The 25,960-nt window shown below is 72.1% G+C and carries 20 protein-coding genes; 10 read left to right on the forward strand and 10 right to left on the reverse strand.

The features are described from left to right. Window positions 1–94 precede the first annotated feature (94 nt). Both KAK03_RS06875 and KAK03_RS06880 read left to right on the forward strand, forming a co-directional pair. A complete protein-coding gene (locus tag KAK03_RS06875) occupies window positions 95–4,174 on the forward strand; it encodes a YhdP family protein (protein WP_259375470.1) in 4,080 nt (1,359 codons plus the stop codon). A gap of 17 nt (window positions 4,175–4,191) precedes the next feature. Beyond that, window positions 4,192–4,992, forward strand: a complete 801-nt coding sequence (locus tag KAK03_RS06880; RefSeq protein WP_210852734.1) for a carbon-nitrogen hydrolase family protein — start codon at window positions 4,192–4,194, stop codon at window positions 4,990–4,992. Between the two features lie 13 nt (window positions 4,993–5,005). Here the strand turns inward: KAK03_RS06880 and KAK03_RS06885 are convergent, their stop codons facing one another. Continuing rightward, on the reverse strand, window positions 5,006–6,016 hold the full coding sequence (locus tag KAK03_RS06885) for a hypothetical protein (protein ID WP_210852736.1): 1,011 nt from the start codon (window positions 6,014–6,016) through the stop codon (window positions 5,006–5,008). Between the two features lie 199 nt (window positions 6,017–6,215). On the opposite strand from KAK03_RS06885, the gene KAK03_RS06890 reads away from it, so the two are divergent. Both KAK03_RS06890 and KAK03_RS06895 read left to right on the forward strand, forming a co-directional pair. Continuing rightward, a complete protein-coding gene (locus tag KAK03_RS06890) occupies window positions 6,216–8,063 on the forward strand; it encodes a DUF294 nucleotidyltransferase-like domain-containing protein (RefSeq protein WP_210852738.1) in 1,848 nt (615 codons plus the stop codon). Between the two features lie 121 nt (window positions 8,064–8,184). After that, a complete protein-coding gene (locus KAK03_RS06895) occupies window positions 8,185–8,865 on the forward strand; it encodes a 3'-5' exonuclease (protein ID WP_210852740.1) in 681 nt (226 codons plus the stop codon). A gap of 23 nt (window positions 8,866–8,888) precedes the next feature. On the opposite strand, the gene KAK03_RS06900 is transcribed toward KAK03_RS06895, so the two are convergent. Beyond that, window positions 8,889–9,470 (reverse strand): CBS domain-containing protein, encoded by a 582-nt coding sequence (locus KAK03_RS06900; RefSeq protein WP_210852742.1) that lies wholly within the window; start codon window positions 9,468–9,470, stop codon window positions 8,889–8,891. Window positions 9,471–9,571: 101 nt separating this feature from the next. Here KAK03_RS06900 and KAK03_RS06905 point away from each other — a divergent pair, with 101 nt between their 5' ends. Further along, window positions 9,572–11,014: an erythromycin esterase family protein gene (locus KAK03_RS06905; RefSeq protein ID WP_210852744.1), complete on the forward strand. Its 1,443-nt coding sequence runs from the start codon at window positions 9,572–9,574 to the stop codon at window positions 11,012–11,014. Here the strand turns inward: KAK03_RS06905 and KAK03_RS06910 are convergent. The 3 genes from KAK03_RS06910 to KAK03_RS06920 form a co-directional block, all read right to left on the reverse strand. Continuing rightward, complete coding sequence (locus KAK03_RS06910; RefSeq protein WP_210852745.1) at window positions 10,960–11,421, reverse strand: hypothetical protein; 462 nt, start codon at window positions 11,419–11,421, stop codon at window positions 10,960–10,962. The genes KAK03_RS06905 and KAK03_RS06910 overlap by 55 nt on opposite strands. 85 nt (window positions 11,422–11,506) lie before the next feature. Then, on the reverse strand, window positions 11,507–13,315 hold the full coding sequence (locus tag KAK03_RS06915; protein ID WP_210852747.1) for a cation acetate symporter: 1,809 nt from the start codon (window positions 13,313–13,315) through the stop codon (window positions 11,507–11,509). Then, window positions 13,315–13,623 (reverse strand): DUF485 domain-containing protein, encoded by a 309-nt coding sequence (locus tag KAK03_RS06920; protein WP_210801637.1) that lies wholly within the window; start codon window positions 13,621–13,623, stop codon window positions 13,315–13,317. Before KAK03_RS06920 ends, KAK03_RS06915 begins: the two co-directional genes overlap by 1 nt. Before the next feature lie 227 nt (window positions 13,624–13,850). On the opposite strand from KAK03_RS06920, the gene KAK03_RS06925 reads away from it, so the two are divergent. Both KAK03_RS06925 and KAK03_RS06930 read left to right on the forward strand, forming a co-directional pair. Then, the gene (locus KAK03_RS06925; protein ID WP_210852749.1) at window positions 13,851–15,917 is read left to right on the forward strand and encodes a UvrD-helicase domain-containing protein; all 2,067 of its coding nucleotides are present in this window, start codon (window positions 13,851–13,853) and stop codon (window positions 15,915–15,917) included. Window positions 15,918–16,035: 118 nt separating this feature from the next. Next, window positions 16,036–16,257, forward strand: a complete 222-nt coding sequence (locus KAK03_RS06930) for an HP1242/YdcH family protein (protein ID WP_210852751.1) — start codon at window positions 16,036–16,038, stop codon at window positions 16,255–16,257. Window positions 16,258–16,504: 247 nt separating this feature from the next. On the opposite strand, the gene KAK03_RS06935 is transcribed toward KAK03_RS06930, so the two are convergent. The 4 genes from KAK03_RS06935 to KAK03_RS06950 form a co-directional block, all read right to left on the reverse strand. After that, window positions 16,505–17,353, reverse strand: coding sequence for an alpha/beta fold hydrolase (locus KAK03_RS06935; protein ID WP_210852752.1), 849 nt, complete (start codon window positions 17,351–17,353; stop codon window positions 16,505–16,507). A 41-nt stretch (window positions 17,354–17,394) separates the two neighbouring features. Next, the gene (locus KAK03_RS06940; protein WP_247660972.1) at window positions 17,395–18,552 is read right to left on the reverse strand and encodes an ABC transporter substrate-binding protein; all 1,158 of its coding nucleotides are present in this window, start codon (window positions 18,550–18,552) and stop codon (window positions 17,395–17,397) included. Window positions 18,553–18,618: 66 nt separating this feature from the next. Beyond that, window positions 18,619–19,386 carry a coniferyl-alcohol dehydrogenase gene (locus KAK03_RS06945; protein WP_210852757.1) on the reverse strand — a complete coding sequence of 256 codons (768 nt, stop codon included), beginning with the start codon at window positions 19,384–19,386 and terminating at the stop codon, window positions 18,619–18,621. A 20-nt stretch (window positions 19,387–19,406) separates the two neighbouring features. Further along, window positions 19,407–20,885 (reverse strand): benzaldehyde dehydrogenase, encoded by a 1,479-nt coding sequence (locus KAK03_RS06950; protein ID WP_210852760.1) that lies wholly within the window; start codon window positions 20,883–20,885, stop codon window positions 19,407–19,409. Between the two features lie 260 nt (window positions 20,886–21,145). Here KAK03_RS06950 and KAK03_RS06955 point away from each other — a divergent pair, with 260 nt between their 5' ends. After that, entirely contained in the window at window positions 21,146–22,906 is a 1,761-nt protein-coding gene (locus KAK03_RS06955) for a sigma-54-dependent Fis family transcriptional regulator (RefSeq protein WP_210852761.1), read from the forward strand. Here KAK03_RS06955 and KAK03_RS06960 read toward each other — a convergent pair whose 3' ends face one another. Further along, complete coding sequence (locus KAK03_RS06960; RefSeq protein WP_210852763.1) at window positions 22,907–24,349, reverse strand: aminotransferase-like domain-containing protein; 1,443 nt, start codon at window positions 24,347–24,349, stop codon at window positions 22,907–22,909. 112 nt (window positions 24,350–24,461) lie between these two features. On the opposite strand from KAK03_RS06960, the gene KAK03_RS06965 reads away from it, so the two are divergent. Both KAK03_RS06965 and KAK03_RS06970 read left to right on the forward strand, forming a co-directional pair. Next, window positions 24,462–25,079 (forward strand): LysE family translocator, encoded by a 618-nt coding sequence (locus tag KAK03_RS06965; RefSeq protein ID WP_375140970.1) that lies wholly within the window; start codon window positions 24,462–24,464, stop codon window positions 25,077–25,079. Next, on the forward strand, window positions 25,076–25,960 hold the full coding sequence (locus tag KAK03_RS06970) for a DMT family transporter (protein ID WP_210852765.1): 885 nt from the start codon (window positions 25,076–25,078) through the stop codon (window positions 25,958–25,960). The genes KAK03_RS06965 and KAK03_RS06970 overlap by 4 nt, the downstream gene beginning before the upstream one ends.

Below are 25,960 nucleotides of genomic sequence, written 5' to 3' on the forward strand. Positions count from 1 at the left end.
TGGGGTCTGTGCTAGATTGAAACGAGCAGGCCAGCGCGTCCGCCGGGCGTCTGGGCAGCGTACGCCGGGCGGTTGGAAGTGGTCTGGTGAGTTGATGTCAGCGTCCCCCTCCGTCCCGTCGCCTTCTGGTGTGCATGTCAGCGCCCCCGCCTGGAAGCGGTGGCTTGGCCGTGGCCTGCGCGTCCTACTGTACGCCGTGCTGGCGCTGTGGAGCGTGCTGCTGCTGGCGTGGCTGACTCTGCACTGGGGGATATTGCCGCGCATCGGCGACTGGCGGCCGCAGATCGAGCAGGCCGCCAGCCGGGCGCTGGGGCTGCCGGTGCGCATCGGCGCGCTGCAGGTGGTGTCCAACAGCTGGGTGCCGGTGCTGGAGCTGCGCGAGGTGGAGCTGCAGGACGAGCGCGGCCAGCGGGCGCTGCGCCTGCCGCGGGTGGTGGCCGCGGTGTCGCCCGGCTCGCTGCTGACCTGGCAGCTGCGCCTGAGCCAGCTGCACCTGGACGGGCCGGAGGCCGTGGTGCGGCGCGACGCCCAGGGCCGCTGGCACGTGGCCGGCCAGGGTCTGGACGACGCCCCCTCGCTGCAGGGCGAGGCGGCCGCCGACTGGCTGTTCGAGCAGCCCGAGGTGGTCATCCAGCGCGGCCGCCTGCTGCTGATCGACGAGCAGCGCGGCACGCCGCCGCTGGCGCTGGAGCAGCTCAGCGCGGTGCTGCGCAATGGCCTGCGCGAGCACCAGTGGCGCATCGACGCCCTGCCCCCGGCGCACTGGGGCGAGCAGATCAGCCTGCGCGGGCGCTTCCAGCAGCCGCTGCTGGCCCGCGCCGGCGACTGGAAGCGCTGGAGCGGCACGCTCTACGCCCAGGGGCCGCGGATCGAGGGCGCGGTGGTGCTGGCCGACCTGCGCGTGCCGCTGGCGCTGCAGGGCGGCTCGGGCCACTGGCGCGTCTGGCTGGAGGCGCGCCAGGGCCAGTGGCAGCACACCACGCTGGACGTGGCGCTGGGCGCCACCTCGTTCCCGCTGCAGTCCGCCCGGGCGCCGCTGGCGCTGGCCCGGCTGGAGACCCGGCTGCAGCTCGACCGCCGCGACGACGGCTGGCGCCTGGCGGTCGACGGCCTGCGCTTCGACACCGCCGACGGCCTGCACTGGCCGCGCAGCCGCCTGGCCGTGCACTGGCGGCCCCAGGTCGGTCAGCCCGAGCTGTCCAGCCTGGACCTGGACACCCCCGGCGCCGGCGAGATCGAGGGCGACCGGCTCGACCTGGGCGCGCTGGCCACGCTGGCCGAGCACCTGCCGCTGGCCCCCGCCTGGCGGCAGACCCTGGCCGAGCTGGAGCCGCGCGGCCAGGTGCTGGGCCTGCAGGCGCGCTGGAGCGGCCCGCTGCAGCAGCCCGAGCACTACCGCGTCAAGGCCCGGCTGCAGGACCTGGCGATCGCCTCGCGCGCCTCGCCCGAGGCCGGTGGCGTCGGCCGCCCCGGCTGGCGCGGTGTGGGCCTGGAGCTGGACGCCGACGAGCGCGGCGGCCAGGCCCAGCTGAGCCTGCGCCAGGGCGCGCTGCTGCTGCCCGGCGTCTTCGAGGACCCGGTGCTGGCGCTGGACGAGTTCGACGCCCGGCTGGTCTGGAGCGTGCAGCCGCGGCGCCAGGGCGGTCCGCCGCAGATCGAGCTGCGCGTCCAGGACGGCCGCTTCGCCAATGCCGACGCGCGCGGCGACCTGCAGCTGCGCTGGCGCACCGGCGACGGTGCCGCCGGCGCGCCCGGCCGCGGCCAGCGCTACCCGGGCACGCTGGAGCTGAGCGGCCAGCTGATGCAGGCGCGCGCCGCCGCGGTGGCGCGCTACCTGCCGCTGGGCGTGGCGGCGTCGGCGCGGCGCTATGTCGAGGCGGCGGTGCGCGAGGGCGTGGTGCCGCGCGCCAGCTTCCGCGTGCGCGGCGACCTGTGGGACTTCCCCTTCGCCGGCCGCAGCGACGGCGATTTCCACGTCGCCGCCCAGGTCGAGCGGGCGGTGCTGGACTACGCGCCGGCCGCGCTGGTCGGCCCGGGCCCCGGCTGGCCGGCCTTCACCGATGTCGCGGGCGAGCTGGTCTTCGACCGCGGCTCGATGGCCATCCGCCGCGCCAAGGCCCGGCTGTGGGGCGTGGCGCTGCACGATGTCAATGGCCGCATCGACGACCTGATCGAGCACCCGCGCCTGCGCATCGAAGGCGCCGGCCGCGGGCCGCTGACCGATGCGCTGCGCTTCGTCGACGCCTCGCCCGTGGCCGGCTGGACCCGCGGCGCGCTGGGCCAGGCGGTGGGCAGCGGCGCCGCCGACCTGAAGCTGGCGCTGGACATCCCGCTGGACGACGCCAGCCGCGCCACCGTCCAGGGCAGCGTGGTGCTGGGCGGCAACGATGTGCGCTTGCGGCGCGACCTGCCGCTGCTGCGCCAGGCGCGCGCGCGCATCGAGTTCAGCGACAGCGGCTTCTCGGTCAGCGGCGGCCAGGCCCAGGCGCTGGGCGGCGAGGCCCGCTTCGAGGCCAGCAGCCAGCCCGACGGCCGCGTGCAGGTAAAGGTGCAGGGCCAGGCCAGCGCCGAGGGCCTGCGCCAGGCCAGCGAGCTGGGTGCGCTGGCCCGCCTGGGCCAGCTGGCCAGCGGCAGCACGCCCTACCAGCTGCAGCTGGGCTTCGTCGGCGAGCGCACCGAGGCCCTGTTCACCAGCCCGCTCAGCGGCCTGGCGATCGAGCTGCCGGCGCCGCTGCGCAAGTCGGCCGCCGAGAGCTGGCCGCTGCGCGTGCAGCTGAGCCCGCTGGACAACCGCGGCGGCCCGCCGCGCGAGACCCTGCGCGTCGACCTGGGCCCGGTGCTGCACGCCGAGTACCAGCGCGAGGGGGTGGGCGACAGCCCGCGCGTGCTGCGCGGCAGCCTGGGCATCGGCGAAGCGGCGCCAGCCCTGCCCGCCGCCGGCGTGCTGGCCAGCCTGAAGCTGGGCCGGGTGGACCTGGACGAATGGTGGGCCTGGGCCCGCGGCCAGGGGAGCGATGCGGGCGTGGGCGGGTCCGCCGCCGCGCTGCTGCCCACCGAGCTGCGCGCCAGCGCCCAGGCGCTGCACAACGCGGCGCTGCCGCTCAGCCAGGTGCAGCTGTCGGGCAGCCGCCGCCCGGCCGACGGCCTGTGGCAGGCGCGCCTGCAGTCCGACCAGGCCCAGGGCCAGCTGGAATGGCGGGCCGGCACGGCCGCGCTGCCGGGTGGCCAGATCGTCGCCCGGCTGACACGCCTGTCGGTGCCCGACAGCCCCGTGGCCGAGGCCCGACCCGGCCCCACCCCCGAGCCTGCGCGCAGCGCCGGTGGCCTGCCGGCCCTGGACGTGGTGGTGAACGAACTCGACTGGAAGGGCAAGCGCCTGGGCCGCCTGGAGCTCGACAGTCCCGCCACCGCCGCCGACGCGCGCGAGTGGCCGATCAACCGCCTGCTGATCCAGCGGCCCGAGGCCCGGCTGCAGGCCCAGGGCCGCTGGAGCGCCCAGCCCCAGCCCGGCACCCGGCTGGACCTGACGCTGCAGCTGGCCGACAGCGGCGCACTGCTCGAGCAATGGGGACTGGGCCGCGTGCTCAAGGGCGGCAAGGGCGAGATCAGCGGCCGCCTGGGCTGGCCCGGCGGCCCGATGGAGCCGCCCGGCGCGCTGCTCAGCGGCGAGCTGAAGCTGGCGCTGGGCGAGGGCCAGATCCTGAAGGTGGAACCCGGCGCCGGCCGGCTGCTGGGCATCCTCAGCCTGCAGTCGCTGCCGCGCCGGCTGACGCTGGACTTCCGCGACATCTTCCAGGAGGGCTTCTCCTTCGACGACATCAGCGGCGACATCCGCCTGGCCGACGGCGTGGCGCGCACCAGCAACCTGCGCCTGCGCGGCCTGCAGGCCGCGGTGCTGGTGGAGGGCAGCGCCGACATGCGGCGCGAGACCCAGGACCTGCACATGCTGGTGGTGCCCGAACTCAACGCCGGCGCCGCGTCGCTGGCCTATGCGGCGGTGAACCCCGCGATTGCGCTGGGCACCTTCATCGCCCAGTACCTGCTGCGCGAGCCGCTGCAGCAGGCCGGCACGCGCGAGTTCCGGGTGCGCGGCAGCTGGGACCAGCCGCAGGTCGAGGCCATCGAGCGCGCCGCGGCCGCCGCCTCCGCCCCGGGCCAGACCGCCCAGCGCTGAGGACTATGCTTGCGGTCATGAAGATCGCCGCGCTGCAGACCGTCTCCACGCCCGACGTGGACCGCAACCTCGACACCGCCGGGCGGCTGCTGGCCCAGGCCGCCGCCCAGGGCGTGCGCCTGGCTGCGTTGCCCGAGTACTTCTGCCTGATGGGCCGGCGCGACGAGGACAAGCTGGCCATCGCCGAGGACGACGGCGCCGGTCCGATCCAGGACTTCCTGGCCGCGCAGGCGCGCCGTCTGGGGCTGTGGATCATCGGCGGCACGCTGCCGATCAAGGCGGCCACGCCGGGCCGCGTGCGCAACGCCTGTTGCGCCTGGAACCCGGCCGGCGAGCGCGTGGCGCGCTACGACAAGATCCACCTGTTCGCCTTCGACAACGGCGGCGAGCGCTATGACGAAGCCCGCGTGCTGGAGGCCGGCGACACCCCGGTGGCCTTCGAGGCCGAGGGCTGGCGCATCGGCCTGTCGGTCTGCTACGACCTGCGCTTTCCGGAGCTGTACCGGGCGCTGATGACCCCGCCCTGCGACCTGCTGGTGGTGCCGGCGGCCTTCACCCACACCACCGGCCAGGCGCACTGGGACCTGCTGCTGCGCGCCCGCGCGGTCGAGAACCAGTGCTTCGTGCTGGCCCCCGCCCAGGGCGGCCGGCACGAGAACGGCCGCCGCACCTGGGGCCACAGCCAGGTCATCGACCCCTGGGGCCAGGTGCTGGCCTGCCAGGACGAGGGCGAGGCCGTGGTGGCCGCCGAGGCCGACCCGGCTGTGCAGGCGCGTGTGCGTCAGCAGCTGCCGGCGCTGGCGCACCGGCGGCTGTGAGCGCTGGGGGACGTCAGGGCTGCTCGACCGCCAGGCCGAAGTAGCGCGGCATCGTCGGGTCGCTGCTTTCCCAGCCGAAGACCGTCAGGCCCAGGCCGGTGGGCAGGCCGGCGACCGCATTGAAGTTCACGGTCTGGCCCGAGCAGTTCTTGCCACTGCCTGCAGCGCGCCCGACCACGCCGTCGTGGCCCAGGTTGACGAGCATGGTCTGCTTGACGCAGTTCTCGTTGGCGCGGCGCACGAAGCTCTGCGTGGCGGCGTCGGCCGACAGCACGCGGCGGTGCTCGAAATTGACCCCGCTGAGCTGGCCGTTGGCCGACTGCGAGAAGCTCCAGTTGGCATCGCGGCTGCCCACCGCCGGCAGCGAGCGCGCCACCGCGGGCGTCAGCACATGCAGCTGGTTCAGGCTGACCACCACGTGCACCGCGCCGTTCTTGTTCTTGAAGGTGAAGACGCGGTCGACACCGCCGTCGGTGAACTGCAGGTCGTAGCCACCGCCAGTGTTGGCCACCAGCTGGCCGAACACGCTGCCCGGGGCGCCGCAGGCACCGATGCCGCCGTCGCCGCAGGTGGACAGGCGCAGCTGGCCCTTGCTGTCGACCTGCACCTGACCGCTGTCGGTGTGGAACAGGCCGTCGTCGCCCATGCTGGCGCCGATCATGTTGTAGGTGCCGACCAGGGCCTTGCGCGGCAAGGTCATCTCCGGCAGACCGATCGCCATGCCCAGCGGGCTGCGGATGATGAACACGCCGCTGCGCGACACCATCATCGGCTCCATGTCGGGCGTCATGTAGGCACAGCTCTCGGCCTGCGGGGTGAGCGTCGCGGTTTCGCCGTTCCACAGCGTCACCGTCAGCGTGTCACCGTCCAGGTGCAGCACGTGGTGGCGCCAGTTGGGGTCGGTCTCGCGGAAATTGATCACCCGGTAGTCGCCCGTGGCCAGCGAGGGGCAGTTGACCGCTGCCGACGCCGGCAGGGCAGACAGGACGAGGGCGGCGGCAGACAGCCAGTGGCGCAGGGACATGGAACAACAGGGGTGGGTTGAGGTGCAGGCAGCCTACCAAGCCGGGCGGCGCGCCGCATCGGCCATTGGGTGGAGGCGGCCGTGCATCTGTCACTGACCGCAGCAAGCGGCCTGGCGGCACGCCGCCTTGCGCTGCAACAGGCTGGTGTCAGCCAGGGCTGACCACAATCAAGGCTCCGCCACCGCCGCGCCGCCGCCTGTGCCCAACGCCTTCAACTTCGGCATCTCGCCTTTCGACTGCCTCGGCAACGACGAGCGGCAGCTGGTGCGTGACCACCTGGACATCGCCTACTTCCGCGCCGGCGACACGGTGCTGGACCCGGCCACCGCGCCCACCCACCTGTTCATCGTGATCAAGGGCACGGTCGAGCAGCGCGACGGCGACGAGCTGGTCGGCCGCTACGGCCCCGAGGACAGCTTCGACGGCCGCGCGCTGGTGGCTGGCAAGGTCTCCAGCCGCTTCGTCGCTGCGGAAGAGGTGCTGGCCTACCAGCTGGCGCGCCAGGCGGTGGCCGAGCTGATCTCGCGCAACGCCACCTTCGGGGCGCTGCTGTTCGCCGACCTGTCGAAGAAGCTCTCGGCGCTGTCGGCGCGCGGCAGCCAGCACGAGATGCAGTCGCTCAGCATGGCCCGCGTCGGCCAGGCCAGCGTGCGGCCGGTGCAGACGGTGGACGCGGGCACCGACATCGTCTCGGTGGTGCGCGTCTTCAGCGACAGCCGCACCGACCACGTGCTGGTGCGCGACACGCTGAGCGACCCGCCGCGCCTGGGCATCTTCACCACCACCGGCCTGCAGCGTGCCATCCTGCACGGCACGCCGCTGGAGCAGCTGCCGGTGCGCGAGCTGGCCACCTTCACGCTGGTCAGCGTCTCGCCCGACGACTACCTGTTCGACGCCCAGGCGGTGATGATCCGCCACAAGGTGCGCCGGGTGGTGGTGGCCCATCGCCAAGAGTCCGGCGACGAGGCCGGCGGCGAGACCATCCTGGGCACGCTGGACCAGCTCGACCTGCTGAGCTTCCTGTCCAACCACAGCTACCTGATCACCCGGCAGATCCTGGAAGCCACCGACCTGGACGGCCTGAAGACCGCTGCCGGCCAGATCAACGGCCTGATCAGCCTGCTCTACCGCGGTGGTACGCCGGTGGCGCTGGTGGCCCGCGTGGTGCAGGAGCTCAATGCCCAGCTGTTCGAGCGCGCCTGGCGCCTGATCGCGCCGCCTGAGCTGGTCGACAACAGCTGCCTGTTCGTGATGGGCTCCGAGGGCCGCGGCGAGCAGCTGCTGAAGACCGACCAGGACAACGCGCTGATCCTGCGCGACGGCTACACGCCGCCGGCGGACCTGGCGGACATCTGCCAGCGCTTCTCTGACGCGCTGACCGACTTCGGCTACCCCGAGTGCCCGGGCCGCATCATGCTCAGCAACCCTGAGTGGCGCCACCCGGCCGCCGAGTTCGCGCAGGCGGTGCGCCGCTGGCTGGTGATGCCCACGCCCGAGAGCCTGATGGCGCTGGCCATCTTCATCGACGCCCACGCGGTCTGCGGCGACGCCCACCTGCTGGAGGACGTGCGCGCCGAGGTCTTCAAGCTGGTCACCGACAACGACGCGCTGATGGCCCGCTTCGCCGCCGCGATCAACGCCTTCGAGTCCGGCCAGGGCTGGTGGAACCGTCTGCTGGCGCTGGGCGACGAGGGCCAGCAGCTCGACCTGAAGAAGGCTGGCACCTTCCCGCTGGTGCACGGCGTGCGGGCGCTGGCGCTGGCCCACCGCATACCGGCCACCGGCACCGTGGCGCGCATCGAGGCGCTGGCCGCCGACAGCCGCCTGCCGCCCGACCTGGCCACCAGCCTGGTCGACAGCCTGCACTTCTTCATGGGCCTGAAGCTCAAGACCGGGCTGGACGCGCTGGAGCGCGGCGAGCGCGCCGGCGGCATCCCGCTGAACCAGCTCAGCAGCCTGGACCGCGACCTGCTGAAGGACGCGCTGGGCGTGGTCAAGCGCTTCCGCACCATGCTGCACCAGCGCTTCCGCCTCGATATGGTCTGACAGACATGGTGCCCCCACGCTCCCTGCCGGTCGCTGCCCCCCAAGGGGGCTCTGGCAGCGGACCGGCGAAGCCGGATCCGCGCCAGCGGCTTGGTCATCTCTGCATTGCCACTCTGGTTCCATGAGTTCTGCACCAAGCAAGGCGCTTCCGCAAACGCCGACGATCTGGAATTTGCCGTGGCTGAAGCTCAAGCGCGAGTGGATGCTCTACCACCTGGGCGACCAGCGCTTTCGCTTCCTGTATGACGAGCCGCCGCCCGACGAGTGGGTGTCGGTGGACTGCGAGACCACCGGGCTGAACCCGAACAAGGACGAGATCATCTCGATCGGTGCGGTGCGCATCGTCGGCAACCGGGTGATGACCAGCGAGAAGCTGCAGCTGCTGGTCAAGCCCAGCAAGGCGGTATCGGCCGAGGCGATCAAGGTGCACGGCCTGCGCGAACAGGACGTGGCCGGCGGCCTGGACATCGACGAAGCCATGCACCGGCTGCTGCGCTTCATCGGACCGCGGCCGCTGGTGGGCTATTACCTGGAGTTCGACGCGGCGCTGATCAACCGCGCGCTGTTCCCGATGCTGGGCGTGCGGCTGCCGCAGCCGCAGGTCGAGATCTCGGCGCTCTACTACGACTGGAAGCAGCGCACGCTGCCGCCCTACCAGCACGGCGCCAGCATCGACCTGCGCCTGGCGACGATGATGGCCGACCTGGACCTGCCCACGCGCCACGCGCACGACGCGGTGAACGACGCGATCATGGCGGCACTGGCCTTCCTGAAGCTCAAGGCACTGCTGCAGGCGCCCTGAGCACGCGCCGGGGGCGTCGGGCCTCAGGCGGCCAGCTGCCGGCCCAGCTCGGCCACGTTGCGGGCGTGCAGGTCGGGCGCGATCGTCGTGCCCAGGGCCTGCTCCAGCAGGCGCGCCGAGAACAGGCCGACCAGCACCTCGCCGGCGCCGTTGCGGCGCACCACCGGCAGGTAGCGCAGGCTCTGCGCGTGCATCGTGGCGACGATGTCGCCCACGCGCGCGCTGTCCAGTTGCCGGGCATCAATGACCTGCCACTGCGACAGCGGCGTCATCAGCCGCTCCAGGCGCAGGTCCTGGTGCGGCACGCCGTCGGCCATCGCCGCCTGCAGCGGGCGCTCGCCCAGCAGATCGTCGCGGGTGACGTAGCCAACCAGCTCGCCGTCGATGCCGCTGACCCAGGCCATCTGCACCCGGGCGGCGTGCAGCAGCGCCAGCGTGGCGTCGATGCCGTCCAGGTGGTCGGCGGTGAGGCAGGGGCCGGTCAGCAGATCGGACATGAAGGCGCGGGCGGGGTCGTCAACGCGGGCCTGGCGCAGCGGCCGCACCAGCCGGGGCGTGGTGGTCAGGCTGCCCAGCGGCAGCGGCAGGAAGGAGCGGGCAATCATTCGGCGGTCTTTCGGTGGGAGGACGGGCCGATGTTGCGCCGGCGCACATCAGGAAATCATCAGGATCGGGGAGGGACCGGGCGCGGGCTACAGTGCGCGCCATGAGCGCACGTCGCCATTCCTGCGCCCTGCTGCTGGGCGTGCTGCTGGCCGCCCGGCCCGGTCTGGCGCCGGCCCAGGCGGTGGTGCTGGACCGCTACCTGGCGCCGATCGACGAACGCCGGCTGGACGACGGCCGCCAGGCCGTGGCCTGGATCCGCCGCGCCGCCCACCCGATCGCCGGCGCGGCCCCCGACCTGGCGCCGCTGGCCGCCCGCCTGGCCGAGGCCGAGGTCATCGGCCTGGGCGAGATCACCCATGGCAGCCAGGAGGACATGGCGCTCAAGGCGCAGCTGCTGCGCCTGCTGGTCGAGCGCCACGGCCTGCGGCTGATTGCGCTGGAAGCCAACCGCGCGGTCGGCCTGCGCCTGCAGCGCTTCATCGACCCCGACAGCACCGAGACCGACGTGGCCGCCGCGCTGCGCGACTCGGGCATCTTCAGCGTCTACCGCTGCGAGGCCCTGGGCGCGCTGCTGCTGTGGCTGCGCGACTGGAACCGCGAGCACGCGCCCGGCGTGCGCCTGGTGGGCATCGACGTGCAGGACCCGGGCCGCGACGCCCAGGCGGCGATGCAGGCGCTGCGCCGCCTGGACGCGGCCCGCGCCGCCACGCTGGAGGCGCCGCTGGCCGAGCTGCTGGTCGAGCGCGTGCCCCATGTGTCGGTGCTGTTCCCCCAGGCGCGGCGCTCGCAATGGCAGCGCTGGAGCGCCGCCGCCGCCGCGCTGGAAGACGCGCTGCGCGGCCAGCCCGATGCCCAGGAAGCGCAGGAGGCCGCCTGGTCGCTGCGCATGGCGCTGCAGACCTTCGAGTTCGACGTGGGCACCGCCGGCGCGCCGGTGGACCTGCCGCCCGAGGCCTTTTCGCGGCGCGACAGCGCGATGGCCGAGCGCCTGCTGCGCGCGCGCCGCAGCAACGAGCGCGCCGCGCTGTGGGCCCATGACACCCATGTGGCCGCCAACGGCTACGACATGTTCTCGCCCGCCGCGCCCACCGTGGGCCGGGTGCTGCGCGACCGGCTGGGCGCCGACGGCTATGTGGCGCTGAACTTCAGCTTCCGCCACGCCAGCTTCCATGCGCACGGCGTGGCCGCCGACGGCAGCGTGGACCTGCGCGGCGCGTTCAAGGTCTGGCGCATCACCGCCGGCCCCGGAGCGCTGGGCCATGCGCTGGCCAGCACCGGCCTGCACAGCTTCTGGGTCGACCTGCGCGAGCTGCCCGGCGAGCGCTGGGCGCTGGCCTTCCGTCAGGAGCCCTGGCGGCGCCTGGCCTTCGGCGACGGCGTCGCGCCCGAGCAGCTGGCCGCCGCCGACGTGGGCTGGCCGCTGGCCTGGGGCACCGACCTGCTGGTGCACCTGGACACGCTGACCCCCTCGCGGCTGTACGGCCCGGCTCAGCCGCCGGCCACGCCCGCCAGCAGCCCGACCACGCCGGCCAGCACGAAGTAGGCGAAGGACACGCCCACCGCGATCAGCAGCACCCGGCCCCAGGCGCGCCGCACATAGGCGTCGCCGTGGCGCTGGCGCACCAGGCGGATCTGCTCCAGGCCCGGCCCCAGGTACCAAGCCAGCAGGTAGGCCAGGCCGGTGGCCGAGCTCACGCGCCCGGCGATCACCTCGTCCTGCCAGGCCAGCTGCACCACCACGTAGAACACGCCGATCGCCAGGCCCACCAGCATCCAGCGGGCCGAGCGCCGCTGCCGGCCGGCATCGCCCAGCGCGCGCCAGTTCAGCGCATGCAGCCAGGCGCCGAAGACCGGCGAGAACAGCAGGCTCCACAACGCGGCGGCCTGCGGGTTCCACAAGGCCGGCGCAGTGGTGGGCGCGGCGACAGTGTCAGACGACGGCTCGTTCATCACAGTCGGCTCCATGAAAGAAGCCGGGCAAGGGCCCGGCTTGTCGTGTCGGGGAGCGGGCCGCAGCCCGCCCCTGCCGGGTCGGTCAGTGGCCCGAGGCGCCGGAAGCACCCAGGCCGGTTTCCGAGCGCACCTGCTGCGCTTCGAAGTCGGCACGCTCCTTCTTGGCCTGGTCGCTGTTGTCCAGGATGGAGAACAGCCAGACGCCGACGAAGCCGATGGTCATCGAGAACAGCGCGGGCGAGCTGTACTGGAACCAGGCCGAGCCCTTCGGGTAGCCCAGCGTGGCTTCCCACACCGCGGGCGAGACGACCGTCAGGCCGACCGACGAGATCAGGCCCAGGAAGCCACCGATCACCGCGCCCTTGGTGGTGCAGCCCTTCCACAGCATGCTCAGGAAGAGCACCGGGAAGTTGGCCGACGCGGCGATTGCGAAGGCCAGCGCCACCATGAAGGCGATGTTCTGCTTCTCGAAGGCGATGCCCAGGACCACCGCGACGACGCCCAGCGCCAGCGTGGTGATGCGCGACACACGCAGCTCGGCCGCGCTGTCGGCCTTGCCGGCCTTGAACACCGTGGCGTACAGGTCGTGCGAGACCGCCGAGGCACCCGACAGCGTCAGGCCGGCCACCACCGCCAGGATGGTCGCGAAGGCCACCGCCGAGATGAAGCCGAAGAACACGTCGCCGCCCACCACCTTGGCCACCAGCACGGCCGCCATGTTGGCGCCGCCGGCCTTGATCGTGCCCTTGGCCACATCCGCGTACTCGGGATTGGTCAGCACCAGGGTGATCGCGCCGAAGCCGATGATGAAGATCAGCACGTAGAAGTAGCCGATCCAGGTGGTCGCCCAGAACACGCTCTTGCGGGCTTCCTTGGCATCGGGCACCGTGAAGAAGCGCATCAGGATGTGCGGCAGACCGGCGGTACCGAACATCAGCGCCATGCCGAAGCTGATGGCCGAGATCGGGTCCTTGATGAAGCCGCCCGGGCCCATGATCGACAGGCCCACCTTGGCGGGGTCGATGGCTTCGGCCTTGGCCAGCGCGGCAGCCGCGCTGGCAGCCGCTTCTGGCGACGACGCCGCCGAGGCCGCCGCAGCGAACTTGGCGATGTCGGCGCTCTTGCCGGCGGCGGCGATCGCGGTCTTCACTTCCACGCCCTTGGCGAACAGCGCTTCCGGCGAGAAGCCGAACTGCGACATCACCATGAAGGCCATGAAGGTCACGCCGCACAGCAGCATGATGGCCTTGATGATCTGCACCCAGGTGGTGGCGGTCATGCCACCGAAGAGCACGTAGATCATCATCAGGCCACCGACCAGCACCACCGCGACCCAGTAGTCCAGGCCGAACAGCAGCTTGATCAGCGAGCCCGCGCCCACCATCTGCGCGATCAGGTAGAAGGCCACGACGACCAGCGTGCCCGAGGCCGCGAAGGCGCGGATCGGGGTCTGCTTGAAGCGGTAGCCGGCCACGTCGGCGAAGGTGAACTTGCCCAGGTTGCGCAGGCGCTCGGCCATCAGGAAGGTGATGACCGGCCAGCCGACCAGGAAGCCGATGGAGTAGATCAGACCGTCATAGCCCGAGGCCATCACCGCGGCGGAAATGCCCAGGAAGGACGCGGCCGACATGTAGTCGCCGGCGATCGCCAGGCCGTTCTGGAAGCCGGTGATGCCACCGCCGGCGGTGTAGAAGTCGGCGGCGGAGCGGGTCTTGGCGGCGGCCCACTTGGTGATCCACAGCGTGGCGGCCACGAAGATGCCGAACATCACGATGGCGGTCCAGTTGGTGGCCTGCTTGGTCGTCTGACCCAGGTCACCACCGGCGGCCATCGCGGTGCCGGCCACAGCGGCCAGCGCGCCGACAGCGGCGAGTTGCTTGAGGGCGCGCATCACTTCACCTCCTCTTCGAGGATCTGTTTGGTCAGCGCGTCAAACTCGCTGTTGGCCCGGCGCACATAGATGCCGGTGATCACGATGGTGAAGATGATCACGCCCATGCCCAGCGGCACGCCCAGCGTGGTCACGCCCGCGCCCAGCGGGGTGGCCAGGAAAGGCTTGTTGAATGCGATCAGCGCGATGTAGCCGTAGTACACGACCAGCATCAGGATGGCGAGCAGCCAGCCGAAGCTGTTGCGCTTGCTCTTGAGTTCCCGGTATTTCGGGTTGGCCTGGATGCGGGCCACGACAGGATCCGTCATGGGTCTCACTCCTTATGTTGGTGAATCGGCAGGGGCGCAGGGGCTCCTGTTCGGGCCGCAGTGTGGGAGCCGATGCTGACCGCCGACTGACCTGCTTGTTGCACCGCGAAACACCTCGGACACAGCGGTGACAGTGTTGAATGTTGCGTTGCGACAAGCTTCGACGCGCCGTCCGGGGTGGGCTTGGCTATGATCCGCGGCCCGCTTTTTCCCTCGTACAGGCCTGCATGTCCGCCCCCCCGTCACCCGCCGCCACGCTGAACGCCGCCCAGATGGCCGCGGTGCATCACCTGGCCGGGCCGTGCCTGGTGCTGGCCGGCGCAGGCTCAGGGAAAACCCGGGTGATCACCCACAAGATCGCTCGCCTTTTGCAGGCCGATGTGCCGGCGCGGCGCATCGCCGCCATCACCTTCACCAACAAGGCCGCGCTGGAAATGCGCGAGCGCGCCCGCGCGCTGGTGGGCCCGCGCGCCGCCAAGGACCTGGTGATCAGCACCTTCCACTCGCTGGGCGTGCGCCTGCTGCGCGAGGACGGCGGCCTGCTGGGCCTGAAGCCGCAGTTCAGCATCCTCGATGCCGACGACGTGCTGGGCGTGCTGCGCGACGCCGGCAGCTGCAGCGACAACAAGATCGCCCGGCAGTGGCAGTGGACCATCAGCCTGTGGAAGAACCAGGGCCTGAACAGCACCACCGCACTCGCCGCCGCCAGTAATGACGAAGAGCTGCTGGCCGCCAAGGTGATGCGCCTGTACGAAGAGCGCCTGATCGCCTACCAGGCGGTGGACTTCGACGACCTGATCGGCCTGCCGCTGAAGCTGCTGACCACGCGCGAGGAGGCCCGCAGCAAATGGCAGAAGGCCTTCGGCCATGTGCTGGTGGACGAGTACCAGGACACCAACGCCGTGCAGTACGAGCTGCTCAAGGCCCTGGTGGGCCCGGCCGACAGCCCGGCCCGCGTCCCCTTCACCGCGGTGGGCGACGATGACCAGAGCATCTACGGCTGGCGCGGCGCCACCATCGAAAACCTCAAGCGCCTGCCCGAGGACTTCCCCGACCTGAAGGTCATCCCGCTGGAGCAGAACTACCGCTCCACCGGCGCCATCCTGCGCGCCGCCAACGCGGTGATCGCCGGCAACCCCAAGCTGTTCGAGAAGAAGCTGTGGTCCGACCTGGGCGACGGCGAGCCGGTGCGCGTGATCGAGTGCGACGGCGAGGAGCACGAGGCCGAGCGCGCCGTGGCCTTCATCCAGGGCCTGCGCGCGCAGGGCGCCAGCGGCGGCACCGACTTCGCCCACTTCGCCATCCTCTACCGCACCAACTTCCAGTCCAAGGTGCTGGAGCACAAGCTGCGCGCCGCGCAGATCCCGTACAAGGTGAGTGGCGGCCAGAGCTTCTTTGACAAGGCCGAGATCAAGGACCTGTGCGCCTGGCTGCGCCTGCTGGTGAACCAGGACGACGACCCCGCCTTCCTGCGTGCCGCCACCACGCCCAAGCGCGGCATCGGCCACACCACGCTGGGCAAGCTGGGCGAGTTCTCGGCGCAGTGGAAGGTCAGCATGTTCGAGGCCCTGTTTGCCGAGAGCCTGGCCGCTGCGCTGGGCGCCAAGGCGATTGCCACGCTGCACGAGTTCGGCCGCGCCGTGAACGAGCTGGAATACAAGGCCCGCACCACCGTGGGCCATGACGATGCCCGCGCGCTGCTGATGGGCTGGCTGACCGACATCGGCTACGAGCAGCACCTCTACGACAACGAGGACTCCGAGAAGGTGGCCGCGGCGCGCTGGAACAACGTGATCGACTTTGTCGACTGGGTGTCGCGGCGCTGCGGCGGCGAGATCCGCAACGAGGGCGGCATCGTCGAGGAAACCGAGAAGCAGAGCGTGCTGGACGTGGCGCAGACGATCAGCGTGATCCTCAGCCTGGCCGAACGCGGCGAGGAGACCGACCAGGTCACCCTCACCACGCTGCACGCCAGCAAGGGCCTGGAGTGGCCGCACGTGATGCTGGCCGGCGTGAACGAAGGCATCCTGCCCTTCAAGAGCGACGGCGAGGACATGACGCCCGAGCGCCTGGAAGAAGAGCGCCGCCTGATGTACGTGGGCATCACCCGCGCCCAGCGCACGCTGGTGGTCAGTACCCTGCGCCGGCGCAAGAAGGGCCGCGACACCGTGCAAGGCGTGCCCAGCCGCTTCATCGCCGAGATGAAGCTCTCCGAGGCCGGCAGCGGCGAGGACCCCAAGGAACGTCTGAAGAAACTGCGCGCCGCGCTGGCCGCCAAAGCAGCGGGCGCTTGATCTGGGTTAAGCGCTGCGGTTTGCCGCGCGCGGGCATCGGCGTAGAGTGGTTTTCAGGCGGCCCCCTTCAGCGGTGGGCCAAAGACAGACCCCCTTCGAACACCCAGGAGAGCCCTGTATGTTTCCCGAGTACCGCGACCTGATCAGCCAGCTCAAGACCACCGACCACCACTTCCAGCACCTGTTCGACCAGCACAACGCGCTGGACCAGAAGATCAAGAACATGGAAGCCCACATCGAGCCGGGCACGCATGAGGAGATCGAGGCGCTGAAGAAGGAGAAGCTGCACCTGAAAGACCAGCTGTACTCGGTCCTGCGCAAGGCCAGCGCGGCGGCGTGAGCGCCTGGGGCCCAGGTCGACGGCGGATCGCCTGATCCGCCGTTGGCTGCTTCAGGCGGACTCGGGTCGTACGCAGTGCGATTCCGGTTGGCAGTGATCGCCCCACAGCGGCCGCAGGCCGCTGTGGGGCGCTCCCTATGCGGGCCTCGGCCCGAAGCAGCTGCAAGCCCGCACCACCAGCGCCGGAGTCCAGCGAACGCTCGGCGTGGCGGCGCGCCGGGCCCGGCCCCCGGGGCGCGCCTGATGCTCAGGCCCCTCCGCCCAGGCGGCCACGTCGGATGAGCGCGCCCATCTGCGCGTTGAAGTGCTCGGGCTGCTCCAGCTGCGGCGTGTGACCGCAGCGGTCGATCACGTCCAGCTGCAGGTGGGCATGGCGCGCGCAGCTGTCCTGCGAATGCGCCACCGGGATGACGGCGTCCTGGCGCCCGTGCAGCAGCAGCGTCGGCACGCGGCTCATGGCCAGCGAGGCCTGGGCCTGCTCGATCAGGGCGACACGCTGGCCACGCAGGCCGGTCATCTGCCGCACGCAGCCCAGAAAGGCGCGCTGGGCGCCGGGGCGCATCACGTTGCGGCGGATGAGTGCGCGCAGTTCCGGCGTGACCACGAAGTCCGGCCCGAAGATGGCCTGGACCTGCTGGGTCACCGCCGTCTCACCGGGTCGCGCCATCAGCTCGCCCAGGCCGGTCAGCGTCATCAGCCTGAACGGCAGCGGCGCGGCCGTTCCCAGGTTGGCGCTGGCCGCCAGCAGCATGCTGCGCACGCGTGCCGGCTGGCTCAGGTGCATCTGCAGACAGATGGCGCCGCCCAGGGAGTTGCCCACCAGGTGGACCTGGTGGATGGCCAGCGCGTCCAGCAGCGCCCACAGGGTCTGCGCGAAACGCGGCGGCGAGTCGGCCTGCGCGCTGAAGTCGGACAGGCCGTGGCCGGGCAGGTCCACCGCCAGCAGGCGCAGATCCTGGTGGGCCGCCGCGAACTGCGCCGACCACAGCTCCAACGAGCCGCCCACGCCGTGCAGCAGCAGCACGGCGGGCCCGGTGCCGCCGGCATCGCGGCAGCGGATCTTCAGGCCATCCAGGTTCACATGGAAATCGTTCATGGCGTTCTTTCACTGGGTTCGCCGGACGGGCCGGTGGCCGCTCAGGGCTTCGCCGGTGCACCGGCCTCCAGCTTGAAGCGGCCCTGCTCGATGCGCAGCATCACCACGCCGCGCCGGTCGAAGCCGAGGTGGTCGCTGGGCGTGTAGTTCAGGACGCCGTGCGAGACGGCGATCTCCTTCTCGCTCTCCAGCGCGTCGCGCAGTGCCTGGCGAAACGCGGGCGTGCCGGGTTGAGCGCGCCGCGCGGCCACCGGCACGATGCGTTCGAGCACCTTCAGCGCGTCGAAGGCATGGGCGCCGAACTGCGTGCGCGAGCCGGGGCCGTGCAGCTTCTCGAAGCGGGTCACGTAGTCCATCGCCACCGGGCGGACCGGGCTGGCCGGGTCGAGCTGCTCGGCCACCAGCACCGGGCCGGCGGGCAGCACCGCGCCGTCCATGGCCTGGCCGCCCACGCGCACCAGGTCGAGCGATCCCGAGCCGTGCGTGTGGTAGATAGGCCCGCGCCAGCCGCGCTCCTTCAGGTTGATCTGCGGCATCGCACCGGCCGAGCCCGCCGCCACCAGCAGCACGGCGTCGGGCTGGGCGGCCACCACCTTCAGGGCCTGCGCGGTGATCGCCGTGTCGGTGGGCGCGAAGCGCTCGGTGGCCACGATCTCCAGCCCGGCCTGGCGGGCCGAGGCGGTGAAGGCCTGCAGCCACATCTCGCCATAGCCCTCGCCCCAGCCCAGGAAGGCCACGCGCCTGACCTTGTCGGCCACCATGCGGGCGGCCAGCGCCTGCGACATCAGCGGCACTGGCTGCGGCAGCGGAAAGGTCCAGTCGTCGGCACCGCCGGGCCGCGGCGCCGGGGCGAAGGCCAGTTGCACGGTCTTCGACTCGGCGGCCACGGTGGCGATCGAGAACACCCCCGGCACGCCCGAGGAGCCCAGGATCACGTCGGCCTTGTTCTCGGTGACGAAGCGGCGGGCGTTGCGCACCGCTGCCGCCGGATCGGAGGCGTCGTCGAGCACGATCAGCCTGACCGGCTCGCCGGCGATACGCTCGGGCCACAGCGCCAGCGAGGCCTTCTGCGGCAGGCCCAGCGAGGACAGCGGGCCGGTGAGCGACAGGCTGACGCCGACGGTCAGCTCGGCGTGGGCGGTGATCGCGGTGGCGAACAGCAGCGCGGCGACGCCCAGGCGTCGGATGTCATTGAACATGTGTGTCTCCGTGGTCATGGCTCCGCCGCGCCGCACTCTGCGGCGGGCGGAATCCTCAGGGTGGGATCAGAGGTAGGTCGACGCGAGGCCGCCGTCGACCGGCAGGTTGATGCCGCTGACCCAGCGCGAGGCATCGCTGCACAGAAAGGCGATCACCGGCGCCACCTCGTCGCTGAAGGCCGGCCGCTTCATGCGGTGGGCGTCCTGCTGCACGCGCTCCTGGCCCAGCATCTGCACGAAGTCGCCCAGGATGGGCGTGAACACCGGGCCGGGCGCCACGCAGTTCATGCGCACGCCGCGCTCGAGGAAGAGCTTCTGCGACTGCGTGATGGTCCAGACGATCAGCGCCTCCTTGAAGTACTGGTAGCAGCTCTCCTGCGCCACCGGGTGGTCGCGCAGCCAGTGCGCGCCTTCGGCGAAGCTCTGGGTGGCGCCCAGCGCGCGGTGCAGTTCCAGCCGCGCCGGCCACTCCGCGCCCAGGATGGACGAGATGTTGACCACCGAGCCGCCCTCGCCCATGCGCGGCAGCACCGCCTGCGTCAGGTGGCGCAGGCCCAGGTAGTTGACGCGGGCGACCAGCTCGGCCGGCGCGGTGCCCGGCACGCCGGCGATGTTGGCCAGCGCGTCGATGTGCGCGGGCAGCTGGGCCACGGCGGCGTCGATGGCCGCCGGATCGCCCAGATCCACCTTGACGAAGCCGTCCAGCGTCAGCGTCGGGTCGTGGCGGTCCAGGCCGATGACGCGCGCGCCGCCCTGGCGGGCCAGTTTCGCGACATCGGCGCCGATGCCCGAGCAGCAGCCGGTGACCACGAGGGTCTTGCCTTGCAGATTCATGGGGTGTTCCTGGTTGATCGTCAGAAGGGGAAGGCCGGCGGTGCGGCCTTGAGGGTGAGCCACTGCCAGCGCGTGTACTCGTCGATGTCCGCCGGGCCGCCCACGGCGCTGCCGTTGCCGCCCAGGCCTGGACCGCCGAAGGGGTTGGTGCACTCGTCGTTGACCGTCTGGTCGTTGATGTGGACCATGCCGGCGTTGAGCTGCTCGCCAATCGCCATGGCCCGCGCCACGTCGCGGCCGATCACCGCGGCCGCCAGGCCGCCCTGGCTGGTGTTGGCCAGGGCCACGGCCTCCTCGTCGCTGGCGAAGCTGACCAGGTTGACCACCGGGCCGAAGGGCTCCTCGTCGAAGGCGCGCATGCCCGGCTGGACGCCCGACAGCACGGTCGGGCGGTAGCACAGGCCCTCGTGGGTGCCGCCGGCCTCCAGCGTCGCGCCCTGCGCCACGCTGTCCTTCACCACGCTGTCGAAGCGCTGCAGCTGGCGGGCGTCGATCATCGGGCCCAGGGCCACCTGGCCGCTGGCGCCGTCGCCCACCGGCAGGTGCCGGGCCTTGCCCACCAGGCGCTCGCGGATGCCGGCGGCCACCGCCTCGTGCACCAGCACGCGGTTGCTGGCCATGCAGATCTGGCCCTGGTGGAACCAGGCCCCGAAGGCGGCGGCGCTGGCCGCGGCGTCCAGGTCGGCGTCGTCCAGGATGATCAGGTTGTTGGCCCCGCCCAGCTCCAGCGAGACCTTCTTCAGGTGCCGGCCGGCCAGCTCGCCGATGCGCCGCCCCACCGCCGGCGAGCCCGTGAAGGCGATCATCGGCACGCGCGGGTCCGTCACCAGGGCCTCGCCGGCCTCGGCGTCGCCCGGCAGCACCTGCAGCAGGCCCGCCGGCAGGCCGGCGTGTTTGAAGGCCTCGGCCATGATCACGCCGCCGGACAGCGGGGTGCGCGGATCAGGCTTGAGCACCACCGCGTTGCCCAGCGCCAGCGCCGGCGCCACCGAGCGGATGCCCAGGATCAGCGGGAAGTTGAACGGCGAGATCACGCCCACCACGCCGTGCGGCACGCGCCGGGCGATCGACAGCCGCCCCGGCACCGAGGGCAGCACCTGGCCCTGGGCCTGCATCGGCAGGCCGGCGGCGATCTGGCAGATCTGGATCGCCTCTTTCACCTCGTGCTGGCCCTTGGGCACGATGCCGCCGGTCTCGCGGGCGATCAGCAGGGCCAGCTCGTCGAAGTGCGCCTGCAGCCACTGCGCCGCGCGCAGCAGCACCGCGGCGCGTTCACGCGCCCCGGTGGCGACCCAGTCGCGCTGGGCGGCGTGGGCATGGCCGATCGCCTCGTTCATGTCCTCGGCATTGGCGATGCCGGCGTGCGTCAGGACCGCGCCGGTGGCGGGCTCGTGCACGGCGCGTGCACCGCCGCGCGCGGGGCGCCATTGGCCGCGGTCGAAAACGTGGCCTCTGGCCGGGGCAGCGTCGAACAGGCTGAGGGTCTCGGGGGCTCCCATGGTCGGGTCTCCTGGATGGTGGAAGGGGATGCAGCCGGGCAACCGGCCCGTGCTGCTTTGCAAACCGCAGGCCCTGCGGCATGCCTGGCCGCCGCGCGGGGGCGCCAGGGTGTCGGCGCTTCCGAGGTGAACTCCGGACTTTCCCGGCCCCCCAGGCGGGGCTCCGCGGCACCCCCGGCGATCAGGATTAACCCCGATCAGGGCTTGATGTATTGATCAGGTCAAGCCCACACTGGCGCCCTTTGCCTGCTGAAATCCGCATGCCCAAGCCCCCGTCGTCCCGCGTGTCCCTGGCCGAGGTCTCGCGCCGCACCGGCGCCCTGATGCGGCGCGGCGACGCGGCCGCCGTGCAGGACCGGCCGCAGCTGTCGGACATCACCGAGTGCCTGTTCTTCTCGCCCGGCGACGGCCGGATCTGGCTGAACGACCAGCGCATGGTGCTGATGCACACCCGCTCGCTGGGCACGCTGCGGCGCGAGCTGATCGACACCCTGGGGTTGGAGCGCGCGCGCGGGCTGCTCACGCGCACCGGCTACCAGTCGGGCGAGCGCGACGCGCAGCTGGTGCGCGAGCGCTGGCCCGACGGCGACCTGACCAGCGTGTTCATGGCCGGCACGCGCCTGCACGCGCTGGAGGGTGTGGTGAAGGTCGAGCCCGTGGAGTTCGAGATCGACCCCGAACGCGGCCACTACCACGGCGAGTTCATCTGGCACCACTCGACCGAGGACGACGAGCACATCAGCGCCTACGGCGTGGGCACCGAGCCGGCCTGCTGGATGCAGCTGGGCTACGCAATGGGCTATGTCACCGGCATGATGGGCTGCCTGGTGGTGTTCCGCGAGGTCGAGTGCCGCTCGATGGGCGCCTCGCTGTGCCGCGTGATCGGCAAGACCGCGCAGGCCTGGGGCGATGTGAGCGAGGACCTGCGCTACCTGAATGCGCAGGACTTCCTGGCCACCCGCTCGCACGGCAGCGCGCCGCGCGCGGTGCTGGGCTCGACCGCGCTGGCCGATGGCAGCGGCGACGGGATGGTGGGCGTGTCCTCGGCCTTCAAGGCCGCCTGCCACATGCTCAGCCGCGTGGCACCCACCCGGGCCACGGTGCTGTTCACCGGCGAGTCCGGCGTGGGCAAGGAGATGTTCGCCTCGACGCTGCACCGCATCAGCCCGCGGCGCGAGCGGCCCTTCGTGGCGATCAACTGCGCCGCCATCCCCGAGGCGCTGGTGGAGTCGGAGCTGTTCGGGGTCGACCGCGGTGCGTTCACCGGTGCCAGCGCCTCGCGCCCCGGGCGCTTCGAGCGCGCCGATGGCGGCACGCTGTTCCTCGACGAGATCGGCACGCTCAGCCTGGTCAGCCAGGGCAAGCTGCTGCGGGCGCTGCAGCAGGGCGAGATCGAGCGCGTGGGCGGCACCCGCGCGATCCCGGTGGATGTGCGGGTGGTCGCGGCCACCAACGTGGACCTGCGCGCCGAGGTGCAGGCCGGGCGTTTCCGCGAGGACCTGTTCTACCGGCTGGAGGTCTACCCGATCCACCTGCCGCCGCTGCGCGAGCGGCGCGAGGACATCCCGCTGCTGCTGAGCCATTTCCTGCATGTCTACGCGCAGCGGCACGGCCGGCAGCTGGCCGGCTATGCGCCGCGCGCCGTGCGCGCGCTGATGGGTTACGCCTTCCCGGGCAACATCCGCGAGCTGCAGAACATGGTGGAGCGCGGCGTGATCAGTGCCGACGAGGGCGGCGTCATCGACCTGCCGCACCTGCTGCGCAAGGAGCAGCTGGGCGAGGGCACGCTGCTGTCGCTGGGCGCCCATGGCGCGCTGGCCGAGGCCGCGCCGGCCGAGCCGGCCGCCAGCCTGTTCGAGCGCGTCGCCGGACCGCAGGCCGACGCGATCGACCTGGCGGCGGTGGAGCGGCAGCTTTTGGCAGAGGCGGTGGCGCGCTGCGAGGGCAACCTCAGCGCCGCCGCGCGCCAGCTGGGCCTGAGCCGCGCCCAGCTCGCCTACCGCCTGCGCCGCGGCGGCTGATCAGCGCCGCTGCCGCACCCTCGCATACGCCCGCCAGAACCCCGCATCCTGGCTGGTCGCAAAGTTGATGCGCATCAGCGTGGTCGGCTGCCGCCGCGCATGGAACAGGTGCCCCGGCGCCAGCAGCCAGCCGTCGTCGTGCATGGCCTGGGCGAGGGCTTCGGTGTCGGTGCCGGTGTCCACCCAGCCGAAGAGGCCGGCGGGTGGCGTGACGAAGCGGCAGCCGTGGGCTTCGGCCAGTTGCACGGTGCGCTGGCGGGCGCCGTCCAGGCGCTGCACCACGCGCTCGGCATGGCGGCGCAGCGCGCCCTGCTCCAGGCACAGCGCCATGGCCTGCTCCAGCAGCGCGGGCGTGGTGAGGGTGGACAGCAGCTTGGTGTCGACCAGGCGCTCCACCAGCGTCTGCGGTGCGGCCAGGAAACCCACGCGCCAGCCGGGCGACAGGATCTTCGAGAAGCCTGAGACATAGAGCGTGCGCTGCAGGCCGTCCAGCGCGGCCATGCGCGGCAGGTGCGGCGGCGCCAGGTGGGCGTAGGTGTCGTCTTCCACCACCCAGAAGTCGTGCGCCTCGGCCAGCTTCAGCACCTGGTGGGCGGTGCCCAGGCTGAGCGAGCCGCCGGTGGGGTTGTGCAGCACCGACACGGTCACGTACAGGCGCGGCTGGTGGGCCTGCACCAGCGCGGCCATCACCGCCAGGTCGGGGCCGTCGGGCGTGCGCGGCACCGGCAGCAGGCGCACGCCCAGCTGCGTCAGGCGGGCGTATTCCACCGCCCAGGCGGGCTCGTCCACCAGCACCGCGTCGCCCGGGCGCAGCAGGGTGCGCGAGATCAGGTCCAGCGCATGCGTGGCGCCGGTCGCGGTGATGATCTGGCGCGGCTCGGCGCGCACGCCGAAGTCGGCCAGGCGCACGGCCAGCGCGTTGCGCAGTCGCGGATCACCGGACGGGTGGCCGTACTGCAGCGCGGCCACCGGGTCGGCCTGGGTCAGCACGCGGCGCAGCGTGCTGGTCAGCAGCGGCAGGTCGAGCCAGTCGGGCGGCAGCGTGCCCAGGCCGGGCGCAGGGCGGTCGCCCGCACCCGCGAACATGCCGCGGATCAGTGCGGTGGCATCCACCGGCGGCGTCAGCGCGGGGGCGCTGCTGGGTGTGGCGGGGCGGTGCTGGGCGTCGCGCACGAAGAAGCCGCGCTGGCGGCGCGCTTCCACCAGGCCCTGGGCCAGCAGCTGGTCATAGGCGGCCACCACGGTGTGCGGGCTGACGCCGTGGCGGCGCGCGCATTCACGCACCGACGGCAGGCGCGCGCCAGGCGCCAGCAGGCGCTGGCGGATGCGCTCGGTGAACTGCGCGGCCAGCTGCTCGGCCAGGGTCTGGCCGGCGTGGCGGGCCAGGGTGCCGGGGCTGGCGGGCGGCGGGGCGGTGGTGGGATCGAACTCGCGGGCGGCCATGATGAATCAGGGAGAACCCGCGCTGTAGCGATCGGCCGACCAATACAGATCATGCGGGTGCGCTGGACAACTGTACTGGTACTGTATCGGTAGGCTGCCTACACTGTCCAGCATGGACGCGCTGCCCTGGACCGACTTCATCGCCCTGCTGGGCGTGGTCACGGCCATGGCCTTCACGCCGGGGCCCAACACCATGCTGTCGGCCGCGCTGGCGGTGAACCGCGGGCTGCCGGCGGCGCTGCGCTTCTGCCTGGCGGTGCCGGTGGGCTGGTGCCTGATGCTGCTGGCCTGCGCGCTGGGCCTGGGCGCGCTGATCCAGGCCTGGCCGGCGCTGCGCGGCGCCATCACCGTGGCCGGGCTGGGCTATCTGCTGTGGCTGGCGGGGAAGCTGTGGCGCAGCGGAGAGCTGGGCGAGGCCGACGCGGCGCGGCTGCAGGTGGGTTTCTGGCAGGGCGTGGCGCTGCAGTTCGTCAACATCAAGGCCTGGATGGCGGCGCTGATGGTGGTGGCCGGCTGGGTGGCGCCCGGCGCGGCCGAAGGCTTCTGGGCCCGACTGGCGGTGGTGCTGCCGGTGATGGCGGCCTATGCCTTCGCCAGCAACGCCAGCTACGCGCTGCTGGGCGGCCTGCTGCGCGGCTGGCTGGCCCGCGGCGCGCGGCTGCTGTGGTTCAACCGCACGATGGCGCTGCTGCTGCTGGCCACGGCGGTGTGGATGGCGAGGTCGGCATGAACTCGGCCAACAAGGGGTTGATGATCGGCGCGCTGGGCGTGCTGATCTTTGCGATGACGCTGCCGATGACGCGGCTGGCCGTGGGCCCGCTGGAGGCGCCGCAGCTGCCGCCGGCCTTTGTCACCGCGGGCCGCGCGGCGGGCGCTGGGCTGCTGAGCGTGGTCTACCTGTGGGCGGTGGGCGCGGCGCGGCCGCGCGGCGCACAGTGGGGCCTGCTGGGCGTGAGCGCGCTGGGCACGGTGCTGGGCTTTCCGCTGGGGCTGGCGCTGGCGCTGCGTCAGGTGCCGTCGATGCATGCGGCCGTCATCACCGGTCTGCTGCCGCTGGCCACCGCGGCCATCGCCGCGCTGGCGCTGCGCCAGCGCGCGTCGCTGGGCTTCTGGGTCTGTGCGGTGCTGGGCTGCGCGCTGGTGCTGGCCTTTGCCGCCTTTGAGGGCGGCGGCGCGCTGGTGGCGGCCGACGGCTGGCTGCTGATGGCGATGCTGTGCGCCTCGGGCGGCTATGTGGCGGGCGCACGCCTGACCGCGCAGATGCCGGCCGAGCAGGTGATCAGCTGGGTGCTGGTGATGAGCCTGCCGCTGACGCTGCCGGCCGCAGCCTGGAGCGCGCCGGCCAGCTTCGCCAGCGTGCAGGCGGCGTCCTGGGGCGCCTTCGCCTATGTCACGCTGTTCTCGATGTGGCTGGGCTTCTTCGCCTGGTACCGCGGGCTGGCGCTGGGTGGCGCGCTGCGGGTGAGCCAGGTGCAGCTGATCCAGCCCTTCCTGTCGCTGCTGCTGGCGGTGCCGGTGCTGGGCGAGGCGCTCAAGCCCTCGACGCTGGGGTTTTCAGTGGCGGTGATCGCCGTGGTGTTCGTGGGCAAGCGCATGCCCGTGGGGAGATGA

Source organism: Ideonella alba, from assembly GCF_018069845.1.
GTDB classification, from domain to species: domain Bacteria; phylum Pseudomonadota; class Gammaproteobacteria; order Burkholderiales; family Burkholderiaceae_C; genus Ideonella; species Ideonella alba.